The sequence below is a fragment of the Pseudomonas sp. 7-41 genome (genome assembly GCF_021233075.1).
GTDB lineage: Bacteria > Pseudomonadota > Gammaproteobacteria > Pseudomonadales > Pseudomonadaceae > Aquipseudomonas > Aquipseudomonas veronii.
Genome location: NZ_CP089551.1, coordinates 4,522,641 through 4,542,392 on the forward strand (window position 1 = coordinate 4,522,641; position 19,752 = coordinate 4,542,392).

The following is a 19,752-nucleotide window of genomic DNA, read 5'->3' on the forward strand; positions in this document are numbered from 1 at the left end:
TGTTGACAGGTATCAAACCTCTAGGCCAATAACTGACTCAACACCGCCCGCAACTTCCCGGGCTTGACCGGTTTGTTCAACAACGGTGCGTCCAGCCGCCGCAGGATGCGCCGGCACTGGTCGGTGCGGTCGGCGCTGATGATCACGGCGGGAATCGTCTGGGCAAAATGCTCGCGCAGGTACTTGACCACCTCACAGCCCACCACGCCGTGGTCCAGGTGATAGTCCGCCAGGATCAATTCCGGCGCCCTGCCCTGCAATGCCAGCAACGCGCCGGCCTGGTCGGTGGCCGTGACCACCTCGCAGCCCCACTGCCCGAGCAGCGCGCTCATGCTTTCGAGGATGCTGACTTCGTTGTCCAGCACCAGCAAACGCCGCCCCGGCAGCGGGTTGCCGGTGGTCGGTTGCGTGGGCAGTTGGCTGATAGCCAACGGCATTTCTTCGCTGATCGGCACTTCGAGGCTGAACATCGACCCGCGTCCCGGCCACGAGCGCACCGCCACCGGGTAACCGAGGATCTCAGCGATCCGCTCGACAATCGCCAGCCCCAGGCCCACGCCCTTGCGGTCCGAGGCGCGGCCGACGTCCAGTTGGTTGAATTCGAGGAAGATCGCGTCGAGCCGGTCGGCCGGGATGCCGCGCCCGGTGTCCCACACTTCCAGGCGCAGGTGATCGCCGCGACGACGGGCGCCGAGCAGGATGCAGCCGTCGTCGGTGTAGCGGCAGGCGTTGCTGAGGAAATTGCGCAAAATCCGCGTCACCAGGCGCAGGTCGGTCCGGATCGCGTAATGGCCGGTGTGTGCGCGCAGATTCAGTCCGGCGGCCAGGGCGACGGACTGGAACTCGGAGACCAGCGGCGCAAACAACTCATCCAGGCGATACAGCGCCACGTCCGGCTTGACCGCTGCCTGGTCGAGCCGCGAGATATCGAGCAAGTCGGTGAGTAAATCCTCGGCACCTTCCAGGGCCTGGTGCGTGCGCTCCACCAGCACCTGTTCGACGCTCGGCAACGACCGTTCGCGCAGGGTGGCGATCAACAGCCGTGCGGCGTTGAGCGGCTGCAACAGGTCATGGCTGGCGGCGGCGAGGTACTTGTCCTTGCTGCGGTTGGCGGCCTCGGCGGCGTCGCGGGCGTCGCGCAGCTCCTGTTCGACCTGTTCGCGCTGGGCGACCTGCTGTTGCAGGTTGCGGTTGGCTTCGAGCAGTTCATCAGTGCGCGCCGCCACCCGCTGCTCCAGCTCATCGTTGAGGCGGATGTAGCGGTTGCGCTCGGCCTCCAGCTCATCGAGGCGGGCCGTGAGTTCCGGGTAGTGGCTCTTGCGCGCCGACTGGTCGCCCAGCCCCAGCAGCCCGGCCAGGGCGCGCTGCTGGTCGTCAGAGAGCTTCGCCATAGACGACCTCGACGTCACGCTGGCTCGATTCACGGGGGTTGGTGAGGATGCACGGGTCGTGCATGGCGTGCTGGGACAGGAACGGAATGTCCGCCACCCGCACGCCGTGCAGGCCGAGGGTTTCGTGGAAGCCGATGGCACGCTTCAGCGCGATCAGATGCTCGACCAGCCGCCCGCGGATCTGCGGATGAGTCAGGCCGCGGCAGTCGATGCCGAACGTCTCGGCAATCACCTTGAAGCGCTCCGGCGCCGAGTTGTAGTTGAACGCCACCACATGCTCCACCAGCACCGCGTTGCACAGGCCGTGAGGCAGGTCGAGGAAGCCGCCGAGGCTGTGGGACATGGCATGCACCGCGCCGAGGATCGCATTGGAGAACGCCAGCCCCGCCTGCATGCTGCCGAGCATGATCTTCTCGCGCAGGGCGATGTCCGCCGGGTTGGCGATCATCTGCACCAGGTTACCGTTGATCAGGCGCATGGCTTCCAGCGCGTGGGGGTCGGTCAGCGGGCCGTGGCCGGTGGAGACGAACGCCTCGATCGCATGCACCAGCGCATCGATGCCGGTGCAGGCGGACAGGAACGGGTCCATGCTCGCCGTGGTTTCCGGGTCGATCAGCGACACGTCCGGCACCACCGCCTTGCTGACGATGGAGAACTTCATGCGCTCCTGCTGGTTGGAAATGATCACGAACTGCGAGACATCCGCCGAAGTGCCGGCGGTGGTGGGGATCAGGATCAGCGGGGGGCTGGGCACGCGAATGGTGTCCACGCCTTCGAATTCGAGGATGTTGCGCCCATGGGCGACCACGATGCCGATGGCCTTGCCGCAGTCCATCGGGCTGCCGCCGCCGATGGCCACGATCACGTCGCAATGGTTGTCGCGGTACACCTCGGCACCGAGCATGACTTCTTCGACGCGGGGGTTGGGTGAGACGCCGCTGTACAGGCAGTAATCGATGCCGATGGCCTGCAGGCTGGCTTCCACGTCGGCGACCCAGCCGGCGGCGATCACACCGGGGTCGCTGACCACCAGCACTTTGCGCGCACCGAAGGTCTTGGCGTAATTACCGACGTTGTGCCGGCAGCCGGCACCAAAGATGATTTCAGGCGAAACGAACTTACGCAGAAGGCTGAGATTTGGGCTCATTGGAAAGCCTGTTTTTATTATTTTTGAGAGATGCGCTCCACACTAACCCATCCGCGCGCGAATGCAATCAGACCAAAGAGTCATTCCCCAAACGACCCCGGCCAGCGCGAGGCTGGCCGGGGGTGAATCAGCGGCTGGCGAAGTACATGGTCACTTCAAAGCCGATACGCAGGTCGGTAAACGCGGGTTTAGTCCACATGGGGCGATCCTCTTGTTGTGCCGGAAGATTCCGGTAATGGCATTAATGCATGGGGGGATGGGGGTGCGAATGCTACTTTCGAACGAGCCTGAAGCATGCCTTGGTAGCAGATGTACGCCGATCAAAATGTGGGAGGGGGCTTGCCCCCGATGGCGGCTTGTCAGCCAGGGGCAAGACATGCCAGGGGTTGGTCTGCGGGTAGTGATGCAAAGCCTCTTGCTGTCAGATCCAAGCCCCCTCCCACAGTTGGTTGCATTTCAAGTCGGGGTTAGAAGAGGCCCAGGGGGTTGGTCTGCGGGTAGTGATCCAACAGGCAAAGCCCTCTTGCTGTGCCGAAACGGGTGTACGCCGATCAACATGTGGGAGGGGGCTTGCCCCCTCAGCCAAGACATGCCTGACTTGCATTCCCACAGTTGGTTGCATTTCAAGTCGGGGTTAGAAGAGGCCCAGGGGGTTGGTCTGCGGGTAGTGATCCAACAGGCAAAGCCCTCTTGCTGTGCCGAAACGGGTGTACGCCGATCAACATGTGGGAGGGGGCTTGCCCCCGATGGCGGCTTGTCAGCCAATACAGTCGGGGTTGCCCAGGGGGTTGGGTAGTGATCCAACAGGCAAAGCCCTCTTGTTGTGCCGAAACGGGTGTACGCCGATCAAAATGTGGGAGGGGGCTTGCCCCCGATGGCAGTGTGTCAGCCAATACATGCCTGACTGATCCACCGCTATCGGGGGCAAGCCCCCTCCCACATTGGGTTGTATTTCAAGTCGGGGCTAGAAGAAGCCCAGTGGGTTGATGTCGTAGCTCACCAGCAGGTTCTTGGTCTGTTGGTAGTGATCGAGCATCATCTTGTGGTTCTCACGCCCCACGCCGGACTTTTTGTAGCCGCCAAACGCGGCGTGCGCCGGGTACAGGTGGTAGCAGTTGGTCCACACGCGGCCGGCCTTGATCGCCCGGCCCATGCGGTAGGCGCGGTTGATGTCGCGGGTCCACAGGCCGGCACCCAGGCCGAACTCGCTGTCGTTGGCAATGGCCAGGGCTTCGGCTTCGTCCTTGAAGGTGGTGATACCCACCACCGGGCCGAAGATTTCTTCCTGGAACACGCGCATTTTGTTATGGCCCTTGAGCAGGGTCGGCTGGATGTAGTAACCGCTGGACAGGTCACCCTCCAAACGCTCGGCCGCGCCGCCGGTGAGCAGTTCGGCGCCCTCTTCCTGGGCGATTTTGAGGTAGGACAGGATCTTGTCGTATTGCTGCTCGGACGCCTGGGCGCCGACCATGGTTTCGGTGTCCAGCGGGTTGCCGCGCTTGATCTTGACGATCTTTTTCATCACCACTTTCATGAAGTCGTCGTAGATCGACTCCTGCACCAGCGCCCGCGACGGGCAGGTACACACTTCGCCCTGGTTGAAGAACGCCAGCACCAGGCCTTCGGCGGCTTTCTCGATGAACTGCGGCTCTGCATTCATGATGTCTTCGAAGAAGATGTTCGGCGACTTGCCGCCCAGCTCCACGGTCGACGGAATGATGTTCTCGGCCGCGCAATGCATGATGTGCGCGCCGATTGGGGTAGAGCCGGTAAAGGCGATTTTGGCGATGCGCTTGCTGGTGGCCAGCGCTTCGCCGGCTTCACGGCCAAAGCCCTGGACGATGTTCAGCACGCCCGCGGGCAGCAGGTCGTTGATCAGCTCGGCAAACACCATGATCGACAGCGGCGTCTGCTCGGCCGGCTTGAGCACGATGCAGTTACCGGCGGCCAGGGCCGGGGCGAGTTTCCAGGCGGCCATCAGCAGTGGGAAGTTCCACGGAATGATCTGCCCGACCACACCCAGCGGCTCGTGGAAGTGGTAGGCGGCGGTGTGTTCGTTGATCTCGGCGGCGCCGCCTTCCTGGGCGCGGATGCAGCCGGCGAAGTAACGGAAGTGGTCGGCGGCCAGCGGCACGTCGGCGTTGAGGGTTTCACGCACGGCTTTGCCGTTGTCCCAGCTTTCGGTGACGGCCAGCACTTCGAGGTTCTGTTCGATGCGGTCGGCGATTTTCAGCAGCACCAGGGCGCGATCCTGGGCCGAGGTCTTGCCCCAGGCGTCGGCGGCGGCGTGGGCCGCGTCGAGGGCCTTGTCGATGTCGGCGGCGTTGGAACGCGGGAATTCGGCGATCACTTCACCGGTCACCGGCGAGGTGTTGGTGAAGTATTCACCGCTGATCGGCGCGACGAATTCGCCGCCGATGAAGTTGCCGTAGCGTGACTTGAAGCTGACGATGGCGCCAGGGGTGCCAGGTTGTGCGTAGATCATGTTAAAGCCTCTGTCTGGGTCCGGGCCTGTCGGTCAACAGGCGATGACCCGATAGTAAAGAACCCCCGCTGCCGGGCGAATGCGCCGTTGGCAGGAGGGCTCTTGTCATTTGGTCGTAGATTCAGTGTTTGGCGACCAGTTCTTTAGGCAATTTGAAGGTCCAGAGCATGCCGCCCTGGTTGAAGTCCTTGATGCGTTTGGCCACTTCACCGCCCCACAACGGCACCGCGCCGCCCCAGCCGGAGAGCACCGAGACGTACTGTTCGCCGTCCATTTCCCAGGTCACAGGCGAGCCGAGCACGCCGGAGCCGGTCTGGAATTCCCAGACCTTCTCGCCGGTCTTGGCGTTGAAGGCCTGCAGGAAGCCTTCCGGCGTACCGGTGAACACCAGGTTGCCCTTGGTGGTCAGGACCCCGCCCCACAGCGGCGCGAAGTTCTTGTGGCGCCAGACTTCCTTGCCGGTTTTCGGGTCGATGGCGCGCAGCACGCCGATGTAGTCTTCGTTCAACGGCTTGATGGTGAAGCCCGCACCGAGGAACGCCGCACCTTTTTTGTAGGTGATGCCTTCGTTCCACATGTCCATGCCCCATTCGTTGGACGGCACGTAGAACAACCCGGTGTCGCGGTTATAGGCCATCGGCATCCAGTTCTTCGCGCCGAGGAACGCCGGAGCGACGAACACCGAGGTGCCCTTGGCTTCGCTGCCTGGCGCGCCTGGGCGGCTGGCTTCGTTGTAGATTGGCCGACCGTCTTTATCCAGGCCGGTGGCCCAGGTGATCTTGTCGACGAACGGGAAGCCGCGGATGAACTTGCCGTTGGTGCGGTCGAGCACGTAGAAGAAACCGTTACGGTCGGCGGTGGCCGCCGCTTTGATCTCTTTGCCGCCTTCGGTGTAGTTGAAGGAGACCAGTTCGTTCACGCCGTCGTAGTCCCAGCCGTCATGGGGCGTGGTCTGGAAGTGCCACTTGATGGTGCCGTCATCCGGGTTCAGCGCCAGACGCGAGGACGAGTAGAGGTTGTCGCCAGGGCGCAGGTGCGAGTTCCACGGTGCCGGGTTGCCGGTGCCGAACAGCAGCAGGTTGGTTTCCGGGTCGTAGTAGCCGCCCAGCCACGGTGCCGCGCCGCCGGTTTTCCACAAGTCGCCAGGCCAGGTCTTGCCCGCCTCGCCGCCGGAAATGCCGTTTTCCACGGCTTTACCGTCCTTGTAGACGTAGCCCATGTGACCTTCGACAGTCGGACGGGTCCACAGCAGGTCACCGTTTTTCGGGTCGTAGGCTTCGATCTTGCCCACCACGCCGAATTCGCCGCCGGCCACGCCGGTAATCAGCTTGCCGTTGATCACCAGGGGCGCGGCGCTGATCGAGTAGCCTTCCTTGTGGTCGGCGACTTTCTTGCTCCACACCACTTTGCCGGTGTCTTTGTTCAGGGCCACCAGCTTGGCGTCGAGGGTGCCGAAGAACACCAGGTCGCCGTACAGCGCCACGCCGCGGTTGATCACGTCACAGCACGGGCGGATGTCATCGGGCAGACGCGCATCGTACTGCCAGAGCTTCTTGCCGGTGCGTGCGTCCACCGCGAACACCCGCGAGTAGGACCCGGTGAGGTACATCACCCCGTCCTTGATCATCGGCTGCGCCTGCTGGCCGCGCTGTTTCTCGCCGCCAAAGGAGAACGCCCAGACCGGGCGCAGGTCCTTGACGTTGTCCACATTCAGGGTATCGAGCGGGCTATAGCGCTGGCCTTGGACGCCCAGACCGTTGGTGACGATCTGCCCGGGGTTTTTCGGGTCCTGGAGAATCTCCTGATCGGTCACGGCCGCCATGGCCTGGCCGGATAACAGAATGGCACCGAGCAACACACTCAAGGCGAAGGGTTGGCGGCGTGCGGGTTGGGTCATGACGGCTACCTCTGCGGTTTTTTGTTATACCTGGGAAATTTTCCCGGTCTGGTACAGATTCTTGGGCGCAGGGGCGGTTGTCACAATTGACCGCAGTATCGAGATTGCTAGTTCCTTAGTAGCGGGTCCGGTCCGTCAGCGCGCCGAATCCACGCGCTGCATCTGCTCGCGCTCGTAACGCGGGTACAGGTGGCTGACGCTACGGATCAGTTCATAGCGGCTCAGGTTGATCGCGGCGAAGCGCTCGGGGATGGGGCTGCGGATCATCTCGGCCATGTCGCTGCCGTGGGCGGCGCCGTCGCGCAGCAGTTGGTCGAGCCAGGTCAGGTAGTCGCGCATCTGCGCGAACGGCTGTGCATCGTTGGCCACCGGGCCATGGCCGGGCACGACCAGGGTCCAGGGCAAGGCCTGCAGGGTGTCGATGTCCGCCAGCCACGCCGCCAGCCCGGGGCTGTTGGGGGTGGTGAGGGCGCGTTGGTAGAACACCAGGTCGCCGGCAAACAGCACGCCGGTAGTCTGGTCGAGGATGGCCAGGTCGGCGTCGGTGTGGCCGGTCAGCGCAAGCAGGCGCAGGTCGTGGCGGCCAAAGCTGAGCACACCGGGTTCGAGCACTTGCGTGGGCAATTGCACTTCGGTGCCGCGCATCCAGTCGCCGACCATGCGGTAGAGGTTCTCCGCCATGCCGTCGCCCTGCTCATGCAGCAGGCGCGTGGTGCCGGCCAGGGCGCCGATGGGCACGTCCTTGAAGGCCTGGTTGCCCAGCGCATGGTCGGGGTGGTGGTGGGTCAGCAGCACCTGGATCACCGGTTTGTCGGTGACGCTGGCGATCGCCCGGCGCAGGGCTTCGCCGTAGCGCCGCGACGGCCCGGTGTCGATCACCACCACGCCGGCCTCGGTGACGATGAACGCGGTATTGACGATATTGCCGCCGTTGTCCTTGGCGAAATTGTCGGTGCTGCCTTCCAGCAGCCAGGTGTCGTCGGCGATCAGTCGTGGCTTGAGGGCGTAGTCGAGGTCGGCCACGGCGGGCAGGCTCAAGCTCAGGCACAACAATAGAATCCAGCGCATGCCGCGCTCCTTCTGGTCAGGGAATGGCTGCGTCGAATTCATTGCCGCTGTTGTCGCGCAGCACCAGGCGCGTCGGCCCGGGTGCGTCGATGTCAAAGGCCAGGTTGGGGTTTTCGCTGACCGCCGGGAACAGCACCAGCTCGGCCAGCACCTGGCCGTCCTGGCCACGCAGTTGCGCGTGGTTGAGATAGAACTCGGGGATGCCGCTGACCATGCCGTTATCCATCGGGTGCGCCACCTGCACGCGTACCCGGCTGAATTCGCCGCGTGGGTAACGCCCGCCGAGGACTTCGCCGATATGCTCTTCCCAACCCGGCTGGGTGCGGACCACGCTGGGCGCGGTGCAGCCGCCGCCGGCCGCGTCGATCAGGGTCGAGCCGACGTGCCACAGCCCGTCATCGGTGAGCACCGCCGCACGCAGGGGCGTGGCCTGTTCGATGCGGATACGGATCGACAGCCAGGGCAACACCCCGGCCTTGGGCTGAAAATCGACAATCCTGGGCAACGGGTTGAGTTCGGCCCAGGCGAGGATCTTTACCACGTGCCCCTTGAACGCCCGCGCGTCGATTTCCAGGGGCACCTGGCGCGCATCTTCGGCGAACGGCGGCGCCAGCAGCTTGACCCGCTCATCGAACACGAACGGCGCATCGGCCAACAACTGCTTGTGGTAGAACGCCCACATCACCGACGGCACCGGGTCCGTGCCCGGTTCGACCGCCGCGGCGTGGGCCGCCAACGGTAACCAGCAGGCCAACATGCAGTTCAGTCGCCAGTTCATCGCCTGCTCCTATTGGTACATTTCGGGCACTTCGTACTGCAGGCCGTAATGGCTGTAGATGGTTTGCAGCGAACCGTCGCGGATCAGGCCTTCCAGCGCCTCTTCCACCGCATAGGCCAACTGACGATTGCTTTCGTGTACCGCCATGCCGATCTCCCAGCGCTGCCGGCCCATGTTCGGGTAAGCGTTTTGCGCCAGGGCCAGTTGCGGATCGCGTGCTTGATGCACCTGCCAGTCGATCTCGCCGCGCATCGCCATCACCGCGTCGACTTCACCGGCCTTCATCGCCGCGAACGCCTGGGGTACACCGGGGTAGTGATGGGTCTGGCGGGCGAGCATGCCGTTGAACACCGAGGTCAGGTAGAACGACGGCACGCTGTCGACTTCGACGCCGATCGGGTGCTCCTCGAACACCGCCACGCTGGCGACCTTGTCCAGGCGGCGGCGGTCGTAGGCCACCTGCCATTGTTCGTTCTGGTACGGCCCGAACATCACCACATGGCCGTTTTCCAGTTCGCCCTGATCGTTACGCCTTTGCGCGTAGTCGTGGTCGTAGGGTGCGCGCATCATCAGGTCGGCCAGTTGCTGGTTATGCAACTGGCTGCCGCGCCAGATGTAGTCGCGCAGGTCGTCGTCGAGTTTTTCTCCGGCCGGCGCCCAGATCAATTTGAGCTGCACCCCCAGCGCCTTGGCCAGGGCCTCGGCCAGCTCCACGTCGACCCCGCGCGGGGTGGCACCGTCTTCGAAACTGTAGGGGGCAAAGTCCTTGTACACCGCCACTTTCAACTCACCGGCGGCGATCATCTGGTCATAGCTGCGCACCTGCGCCTGTGCCGTCTGGCAACACAGCAGGGCCAGGCCGAGCACATAAGCGAACAGGCGCATGGCTTACTCCTCGACGTGAACGCTGTCCAGGTAGGTGCGTACCGCCCACAAGGCTTCCTGGCTCAGGTAATCGGCCATTTTCGGCATATATACCCGGCCGTCGCGCACCGCGCCGTGACGCACGCGCTGCACAAACCACTCATCACCGGCCTCGCCCACATCCAGCATGCGCAAGTCGGGGGCGATGCCGCCGGACTTGGCTTCCAGGCCGTGGCAGGCGGCGCAGTTCTGATTGTAGGCGGACGAACCGATTTCCAGGGCTCGGTCGTGTTCAGGCGACGTGCGGTAAGGGTTCACTGCCGCCCAGCCGTCCTCGTCGACCGGCACGCCGGCGTCCTTGATCGAGGTCAGGCCCTTGGTTTCCACTGCTTGCGGGACCACGTTGCCGTGGGCCCAGGCCGAGCCTGCACCGATCACACCGGCCAACAGCCCGGCGACGAGCAAGGCATTGCGTTTTGTTGTCATTATTTTTGCCCTCAGGATTGCACGCAAAACCTCATTGCAGAGGTTATGGCAACCATCTTAGAAACCCTGGGGCATAGGCCGTATGCTGCTTTGGTGGCCGGCTTGTCCTCCCTTGGTAGTAGGGCTTGTGGGGCACGCCTAAAACAGCGGCGCTTCGGGAAGTCTTCCCGGCAACAGCGGGACTTTTTCCGTATCCGCGCAGCGCCCTGGCGCTCCACCCTGTGCAGGCCAAAACCTCCACTGGGAACTGCAACCATGATAATAAGATCGCTACCCGCCCGTTCGCCGCTGAGCCTTGCCGTGCAGGCTTTCCTGCTGGTCGGCAGCCTGTCCTTGAGTGCGGCCAGCTTCGCCGCCGCCGACCCTGCCGCGCCGTCCACCGCAAAGGCGACGCGCAACGTCACCTGGGAAGACATCGCCAACGACCACCTGAGCACCAAGGACGTACTGCAATACGGCATGGGCACCAACGCCCAGCGCTGGAGCCCGCTGGCCCAGGTCAACGACAAGAACGTGTTCAAGCTCACCCCGGCCTGGTCGTACTCGTTCGGCGATGAGAAGCAGCGCGGCCAGGAATCCCAGGCCATCGTCAGCGACGGCGTGGTCTACGTCACCGGCTCCTACTCCCGCGTGTTCGCCCTCGACGCGAAGACCGGCAAACGCCTGTGGACCTACAACCACCGCCTGCCCGAAAACATCCGCCCGTGCTGTGACGTGGTCAACCGCGGCGCGGCGATCTTCGGCGACAAGATCTACTTCGGCACCCTCGACGCGCGCCTGATCGCCCTCGACAAGAACACCGGCAAAGTGGTGTGGAACAAGAAGTTCGGCGACCACGCCGCCGGTTACACCATGACCGGCGCCCCGGTGCTGATCAAAGACAAGGTCAGCGGCAAGGTGCTGCTGATCCATGGCAGCTCCGGCGATGAGTTCGGCGTGGTCGGCCAGCTGTATGCGCGCGACCCGGACACCGGCGAAGAAGTGTGGATGCGCCCGTTCGTCGAAGGCCACATGGGCCGCCTGAACGGCAAGGACAGCACCCCGACCGGCGACGTCAAAGCGCCGTCGTGGCCGGATGACCCGACCACCGAAACCGGCAAGGTCGAGGCCTGGAGCCACGGCGGCGGCGCACCTTGGCAGAGCGCGAGTTTCGATGCCGAGACCAACACCATCATCGTCGGCGCCGGCAACCCCGGCCCGTGGAACACCTGGGCGCGCACGTCCAAGGACGGCAACCCGCACGATTTCGACAGCCTCTACACCTCGGGCCAGGTCGGTGTCGACCCGAGCACCGGCGAAGTGAAATGGTTCTACCAGCACACCCCGAACGATGCCTGGGACTTCTCCGGCAACAACGAGCTGGTGCTGTTCGACTACAAGGACAAGGATGGCAAAGTGGTCAAGGCCACCGGTCACGCCGACCGCAACGGGTTCTTCTACGTGGTCGACCGCAATAACGGCAAGCTGCAGAACGCCTTCCCGTTCGTCGACAACATCACCTGGGCCAGCCATATCGACCTGAAGACCGGTCGTCCGGTGGAAAACCCGGGCCAGCGTCCGGCCAAACCGCTGCCCGGTGAAACCAAGGGCAAGCCGGTGGAAGTCTCGCCACCGTTCCTCGGCGGCAAGAACTGGAACCCCATGGCCTACAGCCAGGACACCGGCCTGTTCTACATCCCGGGCAACCAATGGAAAGAGGAATACTGGACCGAAGAGGTCAACTACAAGAAGGGCTCGGCGTACCTGGGCATGGGTTTCCGTATCAAGCGCATGTATGACGACCACGTCGGCACACTGCGGGCGATGAACCCGACCACCGGCAAGGTGGTGTGGGAGCACAAGGAAGCCCTGCCACTGTGGGCCGGCGTACTGGCGACCAAGGGCAACCTGGTGTTCACCGGCACCGGCGACGGTTTCTTCAAGGCCTTCGACGCGAAAACCGGCAAGGAGCTGTGGAAGTTCCAGACCGGCAGCGGCATCGTCTCGCCGCCGATCACCTGGGAACAGGATGGCGAGCAGTACATCGGCGTCACCGTCGGCTATGGCGGCGCGGTGCCGTTGTGGGGCGGCGACATGGCCGAGCTGACCAAGCCGGTGGCACAGGGTGGGTCGTTCTGGGTGTTCAAGATCCCGAGCTGGGATAACAAGACCGCCCAAAAATAACCCGTCCCCAGCCCCGTCGTAGCAGCTGGCGCTCGACAGCTGCTACGTTACGGGGTTGCTTCGTCTGGAGGTTCCAAGATGAACTATCTGCCCTTGTTACTCCTGCTCGCCCTGCCCCTGGCCCACGCCGACGACGGCGACGACACCCCGCTGGTCATCAACGGCTGCACCCTCGCCGAACACAGCCAATGCCCCGGCGCCAACCTCAGGGGCGCCAACCTGAGCAACCAGGACCTCAGCAAAATGAACCTGGCCGGCGCCGACCTGCGCGATGCGGACTTGCGCCACGCCAACCTCGACCTGGCCAACCTGGAAAAAGCCCAGTTGCAGGGCGCCAACCTGACCCGCGCCAGCCTGCAACAAAGCAACCTGCGCCTGGCCGATTTCACCGGCGCCACGCTGATGGCGATCCAGGGTTGGGGCCTGTTCGCCCAGGGAGCGCAGTTTGAAAACGCCAACCTGAGCGCGGCCTACCTGCAATTCGCGCGGCTGTCCGGGGCAAAAATGCACAAGGCCAACCTGCGCGCCGCCGACCTGGAAATGACCTGGCTGAGCAAGGCCGACCTGCGAGGGGCGGATCTGAGCGATGCTAATTTGCAAGAGGCCAAGTTCGGTGAGAGCAACCTGGAACAGGCCACCCTCACGGGCAGTCGCCAGCACTATGCGAACTTCCAGGATGCCAACATGGAAGGCTGCAAGGACTGCCCCACCACCTGGAATCGTTAGCACACCGCCATTTGAATGTAGGAGCGAGCTTGCTCGCGAAAAACCCGAGACCGCCGCGGGGGGTCAGGTTTTTCGCGTTATCGTTGACGGTCTTCGCGAGCAAGCTCGCTCCTACAGTGGGGTCTAGGTGCCCGCGCTAGGCATGGGCACTGATCGGTAACTTTTGTAGGAGCGAGCTTGCTCGCGAAAAACCCGAGACCGCCGCGGGGGTCTGGTTTTCCGCGTTATCGTTGACGGTTTTCGCGAGCAAGCTCGCTCCTACAGTCGGGTCTAGGTGCCCCGCTAGGCATGGGCACGGACCGGTAACTTTTGTAGGAGCGAGCTTGCTCGCGAAAAACCCGAGAGCGCCGCGGGGGGTCAGGTTTTCCGCGTTATCGTTGACGGTCTTCGCGAGCAAGCTCGCTCCTACAGACGGGTCTAGGTGCCCCGCCAGGCATGTGCACTGACCGATAACTTTTGTAGGAGCGAGCTTGCTCGCGAAAAACCCGAGAGCGCCGCGGGGGGTCAGGTTTTCCGCGTTATTGTTGACGGTTTTCGCGAGCAAGCTCGCTCCTACAGTGGGGTCTAGGTGCCCGCGCTAGGCATGGGCACTGACCGGTAACTTTTGTAGGAGCGAGCTTGCTCGCGAAAAACCCGGGACCGCCGCGGGGGGTCTGGTTTTTCGCGTTATCGTTGACGGTTTTCGCGAGCAAGCTCGCTCCTACAGTGAGGGCTAGGTGCCCGCGCTAGGCATGGGCACTGAGCGGTAACTTTTGTAGGAGCGAGCTTGCTCGCGAAAAACCCGGGACCGCTGCGGGGGGTCTGGTTTTTCGCGTTATCGTTGACGGTTTTCGCGAGCAAGCTCGCTCCTACAGTGGTAACAGGGGTACATGGGGGGATCAGCCCGCTACGCGCACCACGCCGAGGTCGATTCCCAGGTGGACCAGTTCGGCATGGGAACTGACCTGCAATTTGCTCTTGAGCAGGGTCAGGTGGTTGGACACGGTCTTGCTGCTGATATTCAACTGGTCGGCAATCACTCGGGTCGGCGTGCCTCTGGCCAGCATCAGGAAAATCTCCAGCTCACGCGGTGTCATGCCTTGCAAGCGTTGGTCGCTTGGCGTGTAGGCCAGTTGGGTGGCGAGGGACTGTTCGATATAGGCGTGGCCGTCGAGGACGCGCCGCACTGCTTCGATCAGCACCTCGGGCGCCGAGCTTTTGGTCAGGTAGCCCGAGGCGCCGGCTTCCAGGGCCTGGCGCACCAGCGGCAGTTCGTCGTGCATGCTGAAGAACAGCACGCGCAGTTGCGGCAGGCGCTGGCGCAGGCGGCGCGTGGTTTCCAGGCCGCTGATGCCGGGCAGGCCGAAGTCCATGATCACCAAATGCGGCAGTGCTTCCTGGACCCGGCTCAAGGCCTCTTCGCCGCTGGCCGCTTCGCGCACTTCGATGGCCGGCAACAGTGCACGCAACAGGCTGGCATAGCCTTGGCGCACCACCGCATGGTCGTCCACCAACAGAATATTCATGAGGCCTCCAATGGCATGTTCAACGCCAGCGCCCAACCGGCGCCGGGGTGGCTGAGGATTGTCAGTTCGCCGCCCAGGCAGCGCGCGCGTTCGTACATCGAATACAGGCCGACGCCGGGACGCTGCGGCGTTTGCGCGCCGCAGCCGTTATCGCGCACCCACAGGCGCAGGCGCGAACCGTGACGATGCAGGCGCACGCGCACCTGGCTGGCATCGGCATGCCGCACGATATTGGTCAGGGCTTCCTGCAGCAGGCGATAGAGGTGCGTCTTGCTCGCCCCGGACAACGCCGGCAGGTCCGCGCTGACCCGCAGCCGGCAATCGATGCCATGGCTGGCCTGCCACTGCGTCACCAGCATCGCGAACGCCTCGGCCAGCGGCAGGTGCTGCAGGGCCACCGGGTACAGGTCGTGGACCAGTGCGCGAAAGCCTTGCTGCAAGTGATCGCAGTGATCTTCCAGTTGCGCCACCGTGCGCGCCAGCAACTGTGGCTGATCGGTGACCAGGCGCAGCAAACAGGCCTGGGCGCGAATACCGGCCAGGTATTGGCCGAGGTCATCATGCAGGGTCTGGGCCAGGTGGTTGCGCTCCTGCTCTTGCACCGCCATCAGGGTTTGGGTCAGTTGGGTATTGTCGGTGTGCGCCTGCTCCAGGGCGTCGGTCATGCGGTTGAAATGCAGCGCCAGTTGCCGCGCTTCGGGTGATCCTGCGCTGCGCAGGCGCACATTGAGCTGGCCGGCGCACACCTGTTGCAAGGCGCGCAGCAGTTCGTCGAGTACGCCCATGCCACGGCGCACCGCCCAGCGGATGGTCAGCAGGCTCAGCGCCAGGGCCAGGGCGCACAGGCTCAACAGTTGTTGCAGGGAGTCCCAGACTTCATCGATCTCATCCCGCGGGTCGACGGCGATGGACACGCGGCGGCCGTCCGGCAGGTCCAGCACCTGGGCACTGCGCCGCGCCTCGGCAAACAGCAGGCGCCCGAGCCTGGCGTCCAGGCCGGACGGTAGCGGCGCCGGCAAAGTCTCGTCGGGGGCCAGCCAATGCACGCGCACATGGCGCAGGCTGGCGGTGAGATGCGGTTGCAGGCTGGCCGGGTCGCGCTCGGCGGTTGCGCTGAGGTAATGCACCACCGCTTCGGCCGATTGCAGCTCACGCTCCACATCCGTCAGGGCCTGATGCAGCAACAGCGCGGTGCAGGCGCAGGTGACCAAGGCGAAGAAACCGCACACCCACAGGTTGATGCGCCACAGTGCCGACATACCTAGTGCGCCACGCTGGCGGGCACGCTCAGCGCCGGGCGTGGTGCGTGCAGCTTGTCGACGCCGATCAGGCTCACGATCAGCAGGAACGGCAAAAGCAGCGCCTTGAGGATTTGCATGATCGTTCATCTCCCGGATGGACACGGTGGGGGTAACCCATGCTAAGACCGCGCCACCTGCGCGGGGCTACTACCTTGGTACTGGCTCAGCGGTACTTTCTGCATATTTGCAGCAGACATAAGGCTTCCTATGCTGGCGCTACCTGACATGGAGTGCCTTATGCGCCAGCTCGCCCCCTACGCCGTGCTCTACCTGCTGGCGATTGCCTGCGCCGTCGGGGTGGCCACTGCCAGCCAGGCCGCCGAGGCGCCGTTGGCGGTGCAGATCGGCTACCTGGGCTATCGGCCCGACCCTGGGCCGCTGCTGTCGAATGTGATCCCCGAGCCCACCGACGCCGGGCAACGCGGTGCGGAACTGGCGATCATCGACAGCAACAGCACCGGCGCCTTTCTCAACCAACGCTACAGCCTGACCAGCGCCACGGTGGACAGCCCCGACGCCCTGCTCACCGCCGCCCAGGCCCAGCACGACCAGGGCCTGCGCCTGTTCGTGGTCAACGCCCCCGCCGCCAGCCTGCGCCAGCTCAGCGCGGCCCTGCCCGACAGCCTGCTGTTCAACGCCGGCAGCCCCGATGACAGCCTGCGCAGCACCGACTGCCTGGGCAACGTGCTGCACACGCTGCCCAGCCGCGCCATGCTCGCCGATGCCCTGGCGCAATTTCTGGTGGTGCGCAAATGGCAGAAGGCGCTGCTGATCGTCGGCCCCACCGAGGATGACCAGGCCTACGCCGCCGCCCTGCGCCGCGCCGCCAAGCGCTTCGGCGTGCATCTGGTGGCGGAGAAAGCCTGGCGCTTCGATAACGACCAACGCCGCAGCGCCCAGGCAGACATGCCGCTGTTCACCCAGACCGCCGAATACGACGTGGTGCTGGTGGCGGACGAGCGCGGCGACTTCGGCGAGTACGTGCCCTACCAGACCTGGTACCCGCGCCCCGTCGCCGGCACCCAGGGCCTGACGCCCACCGGCTGGCACAAGACCGTCGAAACCTACGGCGCCGCGCAACTGCAAAAACGCTTCGAAGCCCTGGCCGGGCGCTGGATGAACGACCGCGACTTCGCCGCCTGGATGGCCGTGCGCAGCGTTGCCAGTGCGGTGAACAAGCTGCGCCAGGTCGACCCCATGACCATCCGCCAACTGGAGATCAGCGAGCAACTGCCGCTGGACGGCTTCAAGGGCCGCAAGCTCAGCTATCGCCCGTGGAACGGCGAGCTGCGCCAACCGATCCCCATCGTGCAACCCCGCGCGCTTGTGAGCACCTCGCCCCAGGACGGTTTCCTGCATCCTTTCAACGAAATGGACAGCCTGGGCTACGACAAACCCGAGGTGACCTGCCGCTTCCCTTGATCGCTCCCCTACTCACAATAATAAGGAATCCGCCATGCGCCGCACCCTGCTCTCATGCGCCCTGCTGCTTGCCGCCGGGCACGCCGTGGCCAGCACCGCCTGGGTCTCCAACGAGAAAGACAACACCCTCAGCCTGATCGACATGCAGACCCTGCAAGTCACCGACACGCTCAAGGTCGGCCAGCGCCCGCGGGGCCTGCTGCTGTCCCATGACAAAAAGCTGCTGTACATCTGCGCCAGCGACTCGGACCGCGTGCAGGTGATGGACGTGGCCACGCGCAAGATCATCAAGGAGCTGCCCTCCGGCAAAGACCCCGAGCAGTTCGCCCTGCACCCCAATGACCGCTGGCTGTATGTGTCCAACGAAGACGATGCACTGGTCACGGTGATCGACACCGAGACCTCCAAGGTGCTCGGCCAGATCAACGTCGGCGTAGAGCCCGAAGGCATGGCCGTGAGCCCGGACGGCAAGTGGGCGGTGAACACCAGCGAAACCACGAACATGCTGCACTGGATCGACACCAGCACCCAGACCCTGGTCGACAGCACCCTGGTGGACCAGCGCCCGCGCTTCGTCGAGTTCAACCACGATGGCTCGCAGCTGTGGGCCTCGGCGGAGATCGGCGGCACCGTGACCATTCTCGATGTGGCCAGCCGCGCGATCCTCAAAACCCTGACGTTCAAGATCAAGGGCGTCCACCCGGACAAGGTGCAGCCGGTGGGGATCAAGCTCAGTTCCGACGGCAAGTACGCCTTTGTCGCCCTGGGCCCGGCCAACCATGTGGCAGTGATCGACGCCAAGACCTTCGAGATCCTCGACTACCTGCTGGTGGGCCGCCGCGTGTGGCAGATGGCATTTACCCCGGACGAAAAACAGTTGCTGGCCACCAATGGCGTCAGCGGCGACGTGTCGGTGATCGATGTGGACAGCCTCAAGGTGCTCAAGTCGGTGAAGGTCGGGCGTTATCCATGGGGCGTGGTGGTCACGCCATGAACGCCCTGGAGGTGCGCGACCTGAGCTTCGCCTATGGCGCGCGCCAGGCTTTGCACGAGGTGAGCTTCAGCCTGGCACCGGGGCGGTTCGCCGCGTTGCTGGGGCCCAACGGCGCCGGCAAGTCGACCTTGATCGCCCTGCTCACGCGCTTGTACGACCTGCAAAGCGGCGACATCCGCGTCGGCGGCCACTCCCTGCGCGATGCACCGCGCGCAGCCCTCACGCAACTGGGGGTGGTGTTCCAGCAAAGCACCCTGGACCTGGACTTGAGCGTCGAACAGAACCTGCGTTATCACGCCGCGCTGCACGGTTTGTCGCGGCGCCAGACCGACGTGCGCGTCGCCGCCGAGCTGGCGCGCCAGGCCCTCACCGAGCGGCGCCGCGAAAAAGTCCGCGAGCTCAACGGCGGGCACCGGCGCCGCGTGGAAATCGCCCGGGCGTTGTTGCATGAACCGCGCTTGCTGCTGCTGGATGAAGCCAGCGTCGGCCTCGACCCCGCCAGCCGCCTGGCGCTGAACCAGCACGTGCGCAACCTGTGCCTTGAGCAAGGCATCAGCGTGCTGTGGACCACCCACCTGCTCGATGAAGTGCAACCCGACGATGCGTTGATGATCCTGCACCAGGGCCGCTTGGTGGCCAGCGGGCAGGTCGATGCGCTGATCCTCGAACAGGGTGGCGACCTCGGCAGCGTCTTTGCGCGCCTGACCCGCCCCACAACGACGGGAGCCCCGGCATGAACGCTTACTGGCAATGCTTGCGCGGCATCGTGCTGCGCGAGTGGCTGCGCTTTGTATTGCAGCGCACGCGGTTTCTCAGCGCCCTGGTGCGCCCGCTGTTGTGGCTGCTGGTGTTCGCCGCCGGGTTCCGCGCCGCGCTGGGTATCTCGGTGATCGAACCCTACGACACCTACATTCCCTATGAGGTCTACATCATCCCGGGGCTGGCTTGCATGATCCTGCTGTTCAACGGCATGCAGGGTTCGCTGTCGATGGTCTACGACCGCGAGATGGGCAGCATGCGCGTGCTGCTGACCAGCCCGCTGCCGCGCACGTTTTTGCTGTGCAGCAAGTTGCTCGCCACCGCGCTGATTTCACTGTTGCAGGTGTACGGGTTCCTGGCGATCGCCTGGGTCTACGGCGTGCAACCGCCTGTCATGGGGCTGTTGATCGCCCTGCCGGCCTTGCTGCTGGTGGCCTTGATGCTGAGCGCGCTGGGTTTGCTGCTGTCGAACGCGATCCGTCAACTGGAGAACTTTGCCGGGGTGATGAATTTCGTGATCTTCCCGCTGTTTTTCATATCGTCGGCGCTGTACCCGTTGTGGAAGATGCGCGACTCCAGCGAGTGGTTGTATTGGCTGTGCGCAATCAACCCCTTCACCCACGCCGTCGAGCTGGTGCGCTTTGCCCTGTATGAACGCTTCGCCGGCCTGGCCCTCGCGGTGTGCCTGGGCTTGACCGTACTGTTCGCGGTGTTGGCGGTGCTGACCTTCAACCCCCAGCATGCGGCGTTGCGCAAAAAAGGCTGA

The 19,752-nt window shown here is 64.2% G+C and carries 17 protein-coding genes and 1 pseudogene; 6 read left to right on the forward strand and 12 right to left on the reverse strand.

The genetic code is table 11. The features are described 5' to 3' along the window. Positions 1-20: 20 nt before the first annotated feature. The 9 genes from LQ249_RS20285 to pedF all read right to left on the reverse strand — a co-directional run bounded on the left by LQ249_RS20285 (position 21) and on the right by pedF (position 10,116). Positions 21-1,391: an ATP-binding response regulator gene (locus LQ249_RS20285; RefSeq protein WP_017847474.1), complete on the reverse strand. Its 1,371-nt coding sequence runs from the start codon at positions 1,389-1,391 to the stop codon at positions 21-23. Then, the gene (ercA, locus tag LQ249_RS20290; RefSeq protein WP_017847475.1) at positions 1,375-2,538 is read right to left on the reverse strand and encodes an alcohol dehydrogenase-like regulatory protein ErcA; all 1,164 of its coding nucleotides are present in this window, start codon (positions 2,536-2,538) and stop codon (positions 1,375-1,377) included. The genes LQ249_RS20285 and ercA overlap by 17 nt, the downstream gene beginning before the upstream one ends. 127 nt (positions 2,539-2,665) lie before the next feature. Further along, positions 2,666-2,737: a pyrroloquinoline quinone precursor peptide PqqA gene (gene pqqA / locus LQ249_RS20295; RefSeq protein WP_010209364.1), complete on the reverse strand. Its 72-nt coding sequence runs from the start codon at positions 2,735-2,737 to the stop codon at positions 2,666-2,668. A gap of 765 nt (positions 2,738-3,502) precedes the next feature. After that, on the reverse strand, positions 3,503-5,023 hold the full coding sequence (gene exaC / locus LQ249_RS20300; RefSeq protein ID WP_017847476.1) for an acetaldehyde dehydrogenase ExaC: 1,521 nt from the start codon (positions 5,021-5,023) through the stop codon (positions 3,503-3,505). 121 nt (positions 5,024-5,144) lie between these two features. Further along, positions 5,145-6,920 (reverse strand): PQQ-dependent methanol/ethanol family dehydrogenase, encoded by a 1,776-nt coding sequence (locus LQ249_RS20305; RefSeq protein WP_046382819.1) that lies wholly within the window; start codon positions 6,918-6,920, stop codon positions 5,145-5,147. 135 nt (positions 6,921-7,055) lie between these two features. Next, positions 7,056-7,988, reverse strand: a complete 933-nt coding sequence (locus LQ249_RS20310; RefSeq protein WP_017847478.1) for a quinoprotein relay system zinc metallohydrolase 1 — start codon at positions 7,986-7,988, stop codon at positions 7,056-7,058. Positions 7,989-8,004: 16 nt separating this feature from the next. Continuing rightward, entirely contained in the window at positions 8,005-8,766 is a 762-nt protein-coding gene (locus tag LQ249_RS20315; protein ID WP_057004484.1) for a quinoprotein dehydrogenase-associated SoxYZ-like carrier, read from the reverse strand. 9 nt (positions 8,767-8,775) lie between these two features. After that, positions 8,776-9,651 (reverse strand): substrate-binding periplasmic protein, encoded by an 876-nt coding sequence (locus tag LQ249_RS20320; protein ID WP_079444252.1) that lies wholly within the window; start codon positions 9,649-9,651, stop codon positions 8,776-8,778. Between the two features lie 3 nt (positions 9,652-9,654). Continuing rightward, on the reverse strand, positions 9,655-10,116 hold the full coding sequence (gene pedF, locus LQ249_RS20325) for a cytochrome c-550 PedF (protein ID WP_017847481.1): 462 nt from the start codon (positions 10,114-10,116) through the stop codon (positions 9,655-9,657). Positions 10,117-10,371: 255 nt separating this feature from the next. Here pedF and exaA point away from each other — a divergent pair, with 255 nt between their 5' ends. After that, a complete protein-coding gene (gene exaA, locus LQ249_RS20330; RefSeq protein ID WP_079444253.1) occupies positions 10,372-12,279 on the forward strand; it encodes a quinoprotein ethanol dehydrogenase in 1,908 nt (635 codons plus the stop codon). Positions 12,280-12,357: 78 nt separating this feature from the next. Next, entirely contained in the window at positions 12,358-13,005 is a 648-nt protein-coding gene (locus LQ249_RS20335) for a pentapeptide repeat-containing protein (RefSeq protein WP_046382814.1), read from the forward strand. 457 nt (positions 13,006-13,462) lie between these two features. Here LQ249_RS20335 and LQ249_RS20350 read toward each other — a convergent pair. The 3 genes and pseudogenes from LQ249_RS20350 to LQ249_RS20365 form a co-directional block, all read right to left on the reverse strand. After that, a pseudogene (locus LQ249_RS20350) lies at positions 13,463-13,549 on the reverse strand (outer membrane lipoprotein carrier protein LolA); the annotation flags it as partial. Positions 13,550-13,883: 334 nt separating this feature from the next. Continuing rightward, on the reverse strand, positions 13,884-14,510 hold the full coding sequence (locus tag LQ249_RS20360) for a response regulator transcription factor (protein WP_017847484.1): 627 nt from the start codon (positions 14,508-14,510) through the stop codon (positions 13,884-13,886). After that, positions 14,507-15,769 (reverse strand): HAMP domain-containing sensor histidine kinase, encoded by a 1,263-nt coding sequence (locus tag LQ249_RS20365; RefSeq protein ID WP_232565848.1) that lies wholly within the window; start codon positions 15,767-15,769, stop codon positions 14,507-14,509. The genes LQ249_RS20360 and LQ249_RS20365 overlap by 4 nt, the downstream gene beginning before the upstream one ends. Positions 15,770-16,048: 279 nt before the next feature. Between LQ249_RS20365 and LQ249_RS20370 the strand changes: the two genes are divergently transcribed. Genes LQ249_RS20370 through LQ249_RS20385 form a run of 4 tightly spaced genes read left to right on the forward strand, consistent with a single transcriptional unit; the run spans position 16,049 to position 19,752 of the window. After that, the gene (locus LQ249_RS20370; RefSeq protein ID WP_232565849.1) at positions 16,049-17,233 is read left to right on the forward strand and encodes an ABC transporter substrate-binding protein; all 1,185 of its coding nucleotides are present in this window, start codon (positions 16,049-16,051) and stop codon (positions 17,231-17,233) included. Positions 17,234-17,267: 34 nt separating this feature from the next. Beyond that, positions 17,268-18,227, forward strand: coding sequence for a YVTN family beta-propeller repeat protein (locus LQ249_RS20375; protein WP_017847488.1), 960 nt, complete (start codon positions 17,268-17,270; stop codon positions 18,225-18,227). After that, complete coding sequence (locus LQ249_RS20380; protein ID WP_017847489.1) at positions 18,224-18,964, forward strand: ABC transporter ATP-binding protein; 741 nt, start codon at positions 18,224-18,226, stop codon at positions 18,962-18,964. Before LQ249_RS20375 ends, LQ249_RS20380 begins: the two co-directional genes overlap by 4 nt. Beyond that, positions 18,961-19,752, forward strand: a complete 792-nt coding sequence (locus LQ249_RS20385; RefSeq protein ID WP_057005597.1) for an ABC transporter permease — start codon at positions 18,961-18,963, stop codon at positions 19,750-19,752. The genes LQ249_RS20380 and LQ249_RS20385 overlap by 4 nt, the downstream gene beginning before the upstream one ends.

Bases quoted from the DNA above. Each gene is read 5' to 3' on its own strand.
- LQ249_RS20380 (WP_017847489.1), top strand. From the start codon at position 18,224: ATGAACGCCCTGGAGGTGCGCGACCTGAGCTTCGCCTATGGCGCGCGC.
- LQ249_RS20370 (WP_232565849.1), top strand. From the start codon at position 16,049: ATGCGCCAGCTCGCCCCCTACGCCGTGCTCTACCTGCTGGCGATTGCC.
- ercA (WP_017847475.1), bottom strand. From the start codon at position 2,538: ATGAGCCCAAATCTCAGCCTTCTGCGTAAGTTCGTTTCGCCTGAAATC.
- LQ249_RS20315 (WP_057004484.1), bottom strand. From the start codon at position 8,766: ATGAACTGGCGACTGAACTGCATGTTGGCCTGCTGGTTACCGTTGGCG.
- LQ249_RS20365 (WP_232565848.1), bottom strand. From the start codon at position 15,769: ATGTCGGCACTGTGGCGCATCAACCTGTGGGTGTGCGGTTTCTTCGCC.
- LQ249_RS20360 (WP_017847484.1), bottom strand. From the start codon at position 14,510: ATGAATATTCTGTTGGTGGACGACCATGCGGTGGTGCGCCAAGGCTAT.
- LQ249_RS20335 (WP_046382814.1), top strand. From the start codon at position 12,358: ATGAACTATCTGCCCTTGTTACTCCTGCTCGCCCTGCCCCTGGCCCAC.
- LQ249_RS20310 (WP_017847478.1), bottom strand. From the start codon at position 7,988: ATGCGCTGGATTCTATTGTTGTGCCTGAGCTTGAGCCTGCCCGCCGTG.
- LQ249_RS20305 (WP_046382819.1), bottom strand. From the start codon at position 6,920: ATGACCCAACCCGCACGCCGCCAACCCTTCGCCTTGAGTGTGTTGCTC.
- LQ249_RS20285 (WP_017847474.1), bottom strand. From the start codon at position 1,391: ATGGCGAAGCTCTCTGACGACCAGCAGCGCGCCCTGGCCGGGCTGCTG.
- exaC (WP_017847476.1), bottom strand. From the start codon at position 5,023: ATGATCTACGCACAACCTGGCACCCCTGGCGCCATCGTCAGCTTCAAG.
- pedF (WP_017847481.1), bottom strand. From the start codon at position 10,116: ATGACAACAAAACGCAATGCCTTGCTCGTCGCCGGGCTGTTGGCCGGT.
- exaA (WP_079444253.1), top strand. From the start codon at position 10,372: ATGATAATAAGATCGCTACCCGCCCGTTCGCCGCTGAGCCTTGCCGTG.
- LQ249_RS20320 (WP_079444252.1), bottom strand. From the start codon at position 9,651: ATGCGCCTGTTCGCTTATGTGCTCGGCCTGGCCCTGCTGTGTTGCCAG.
- LQ249_RS20385 (WP_057005597.1), top strand. From the start codon at position 18,961: ATGAACGCTTACTGGCAATGCTTGCGCGGCATCGTGCTGCGCGAGTGG.
- LQ249_RS20375 (WP_017847488.1), top strand. From the start codon at position 17,268: ATGCGCCGCACCCTGCTCTCATGCGCCCTGCTGCTTGCCGCCGGGCAC.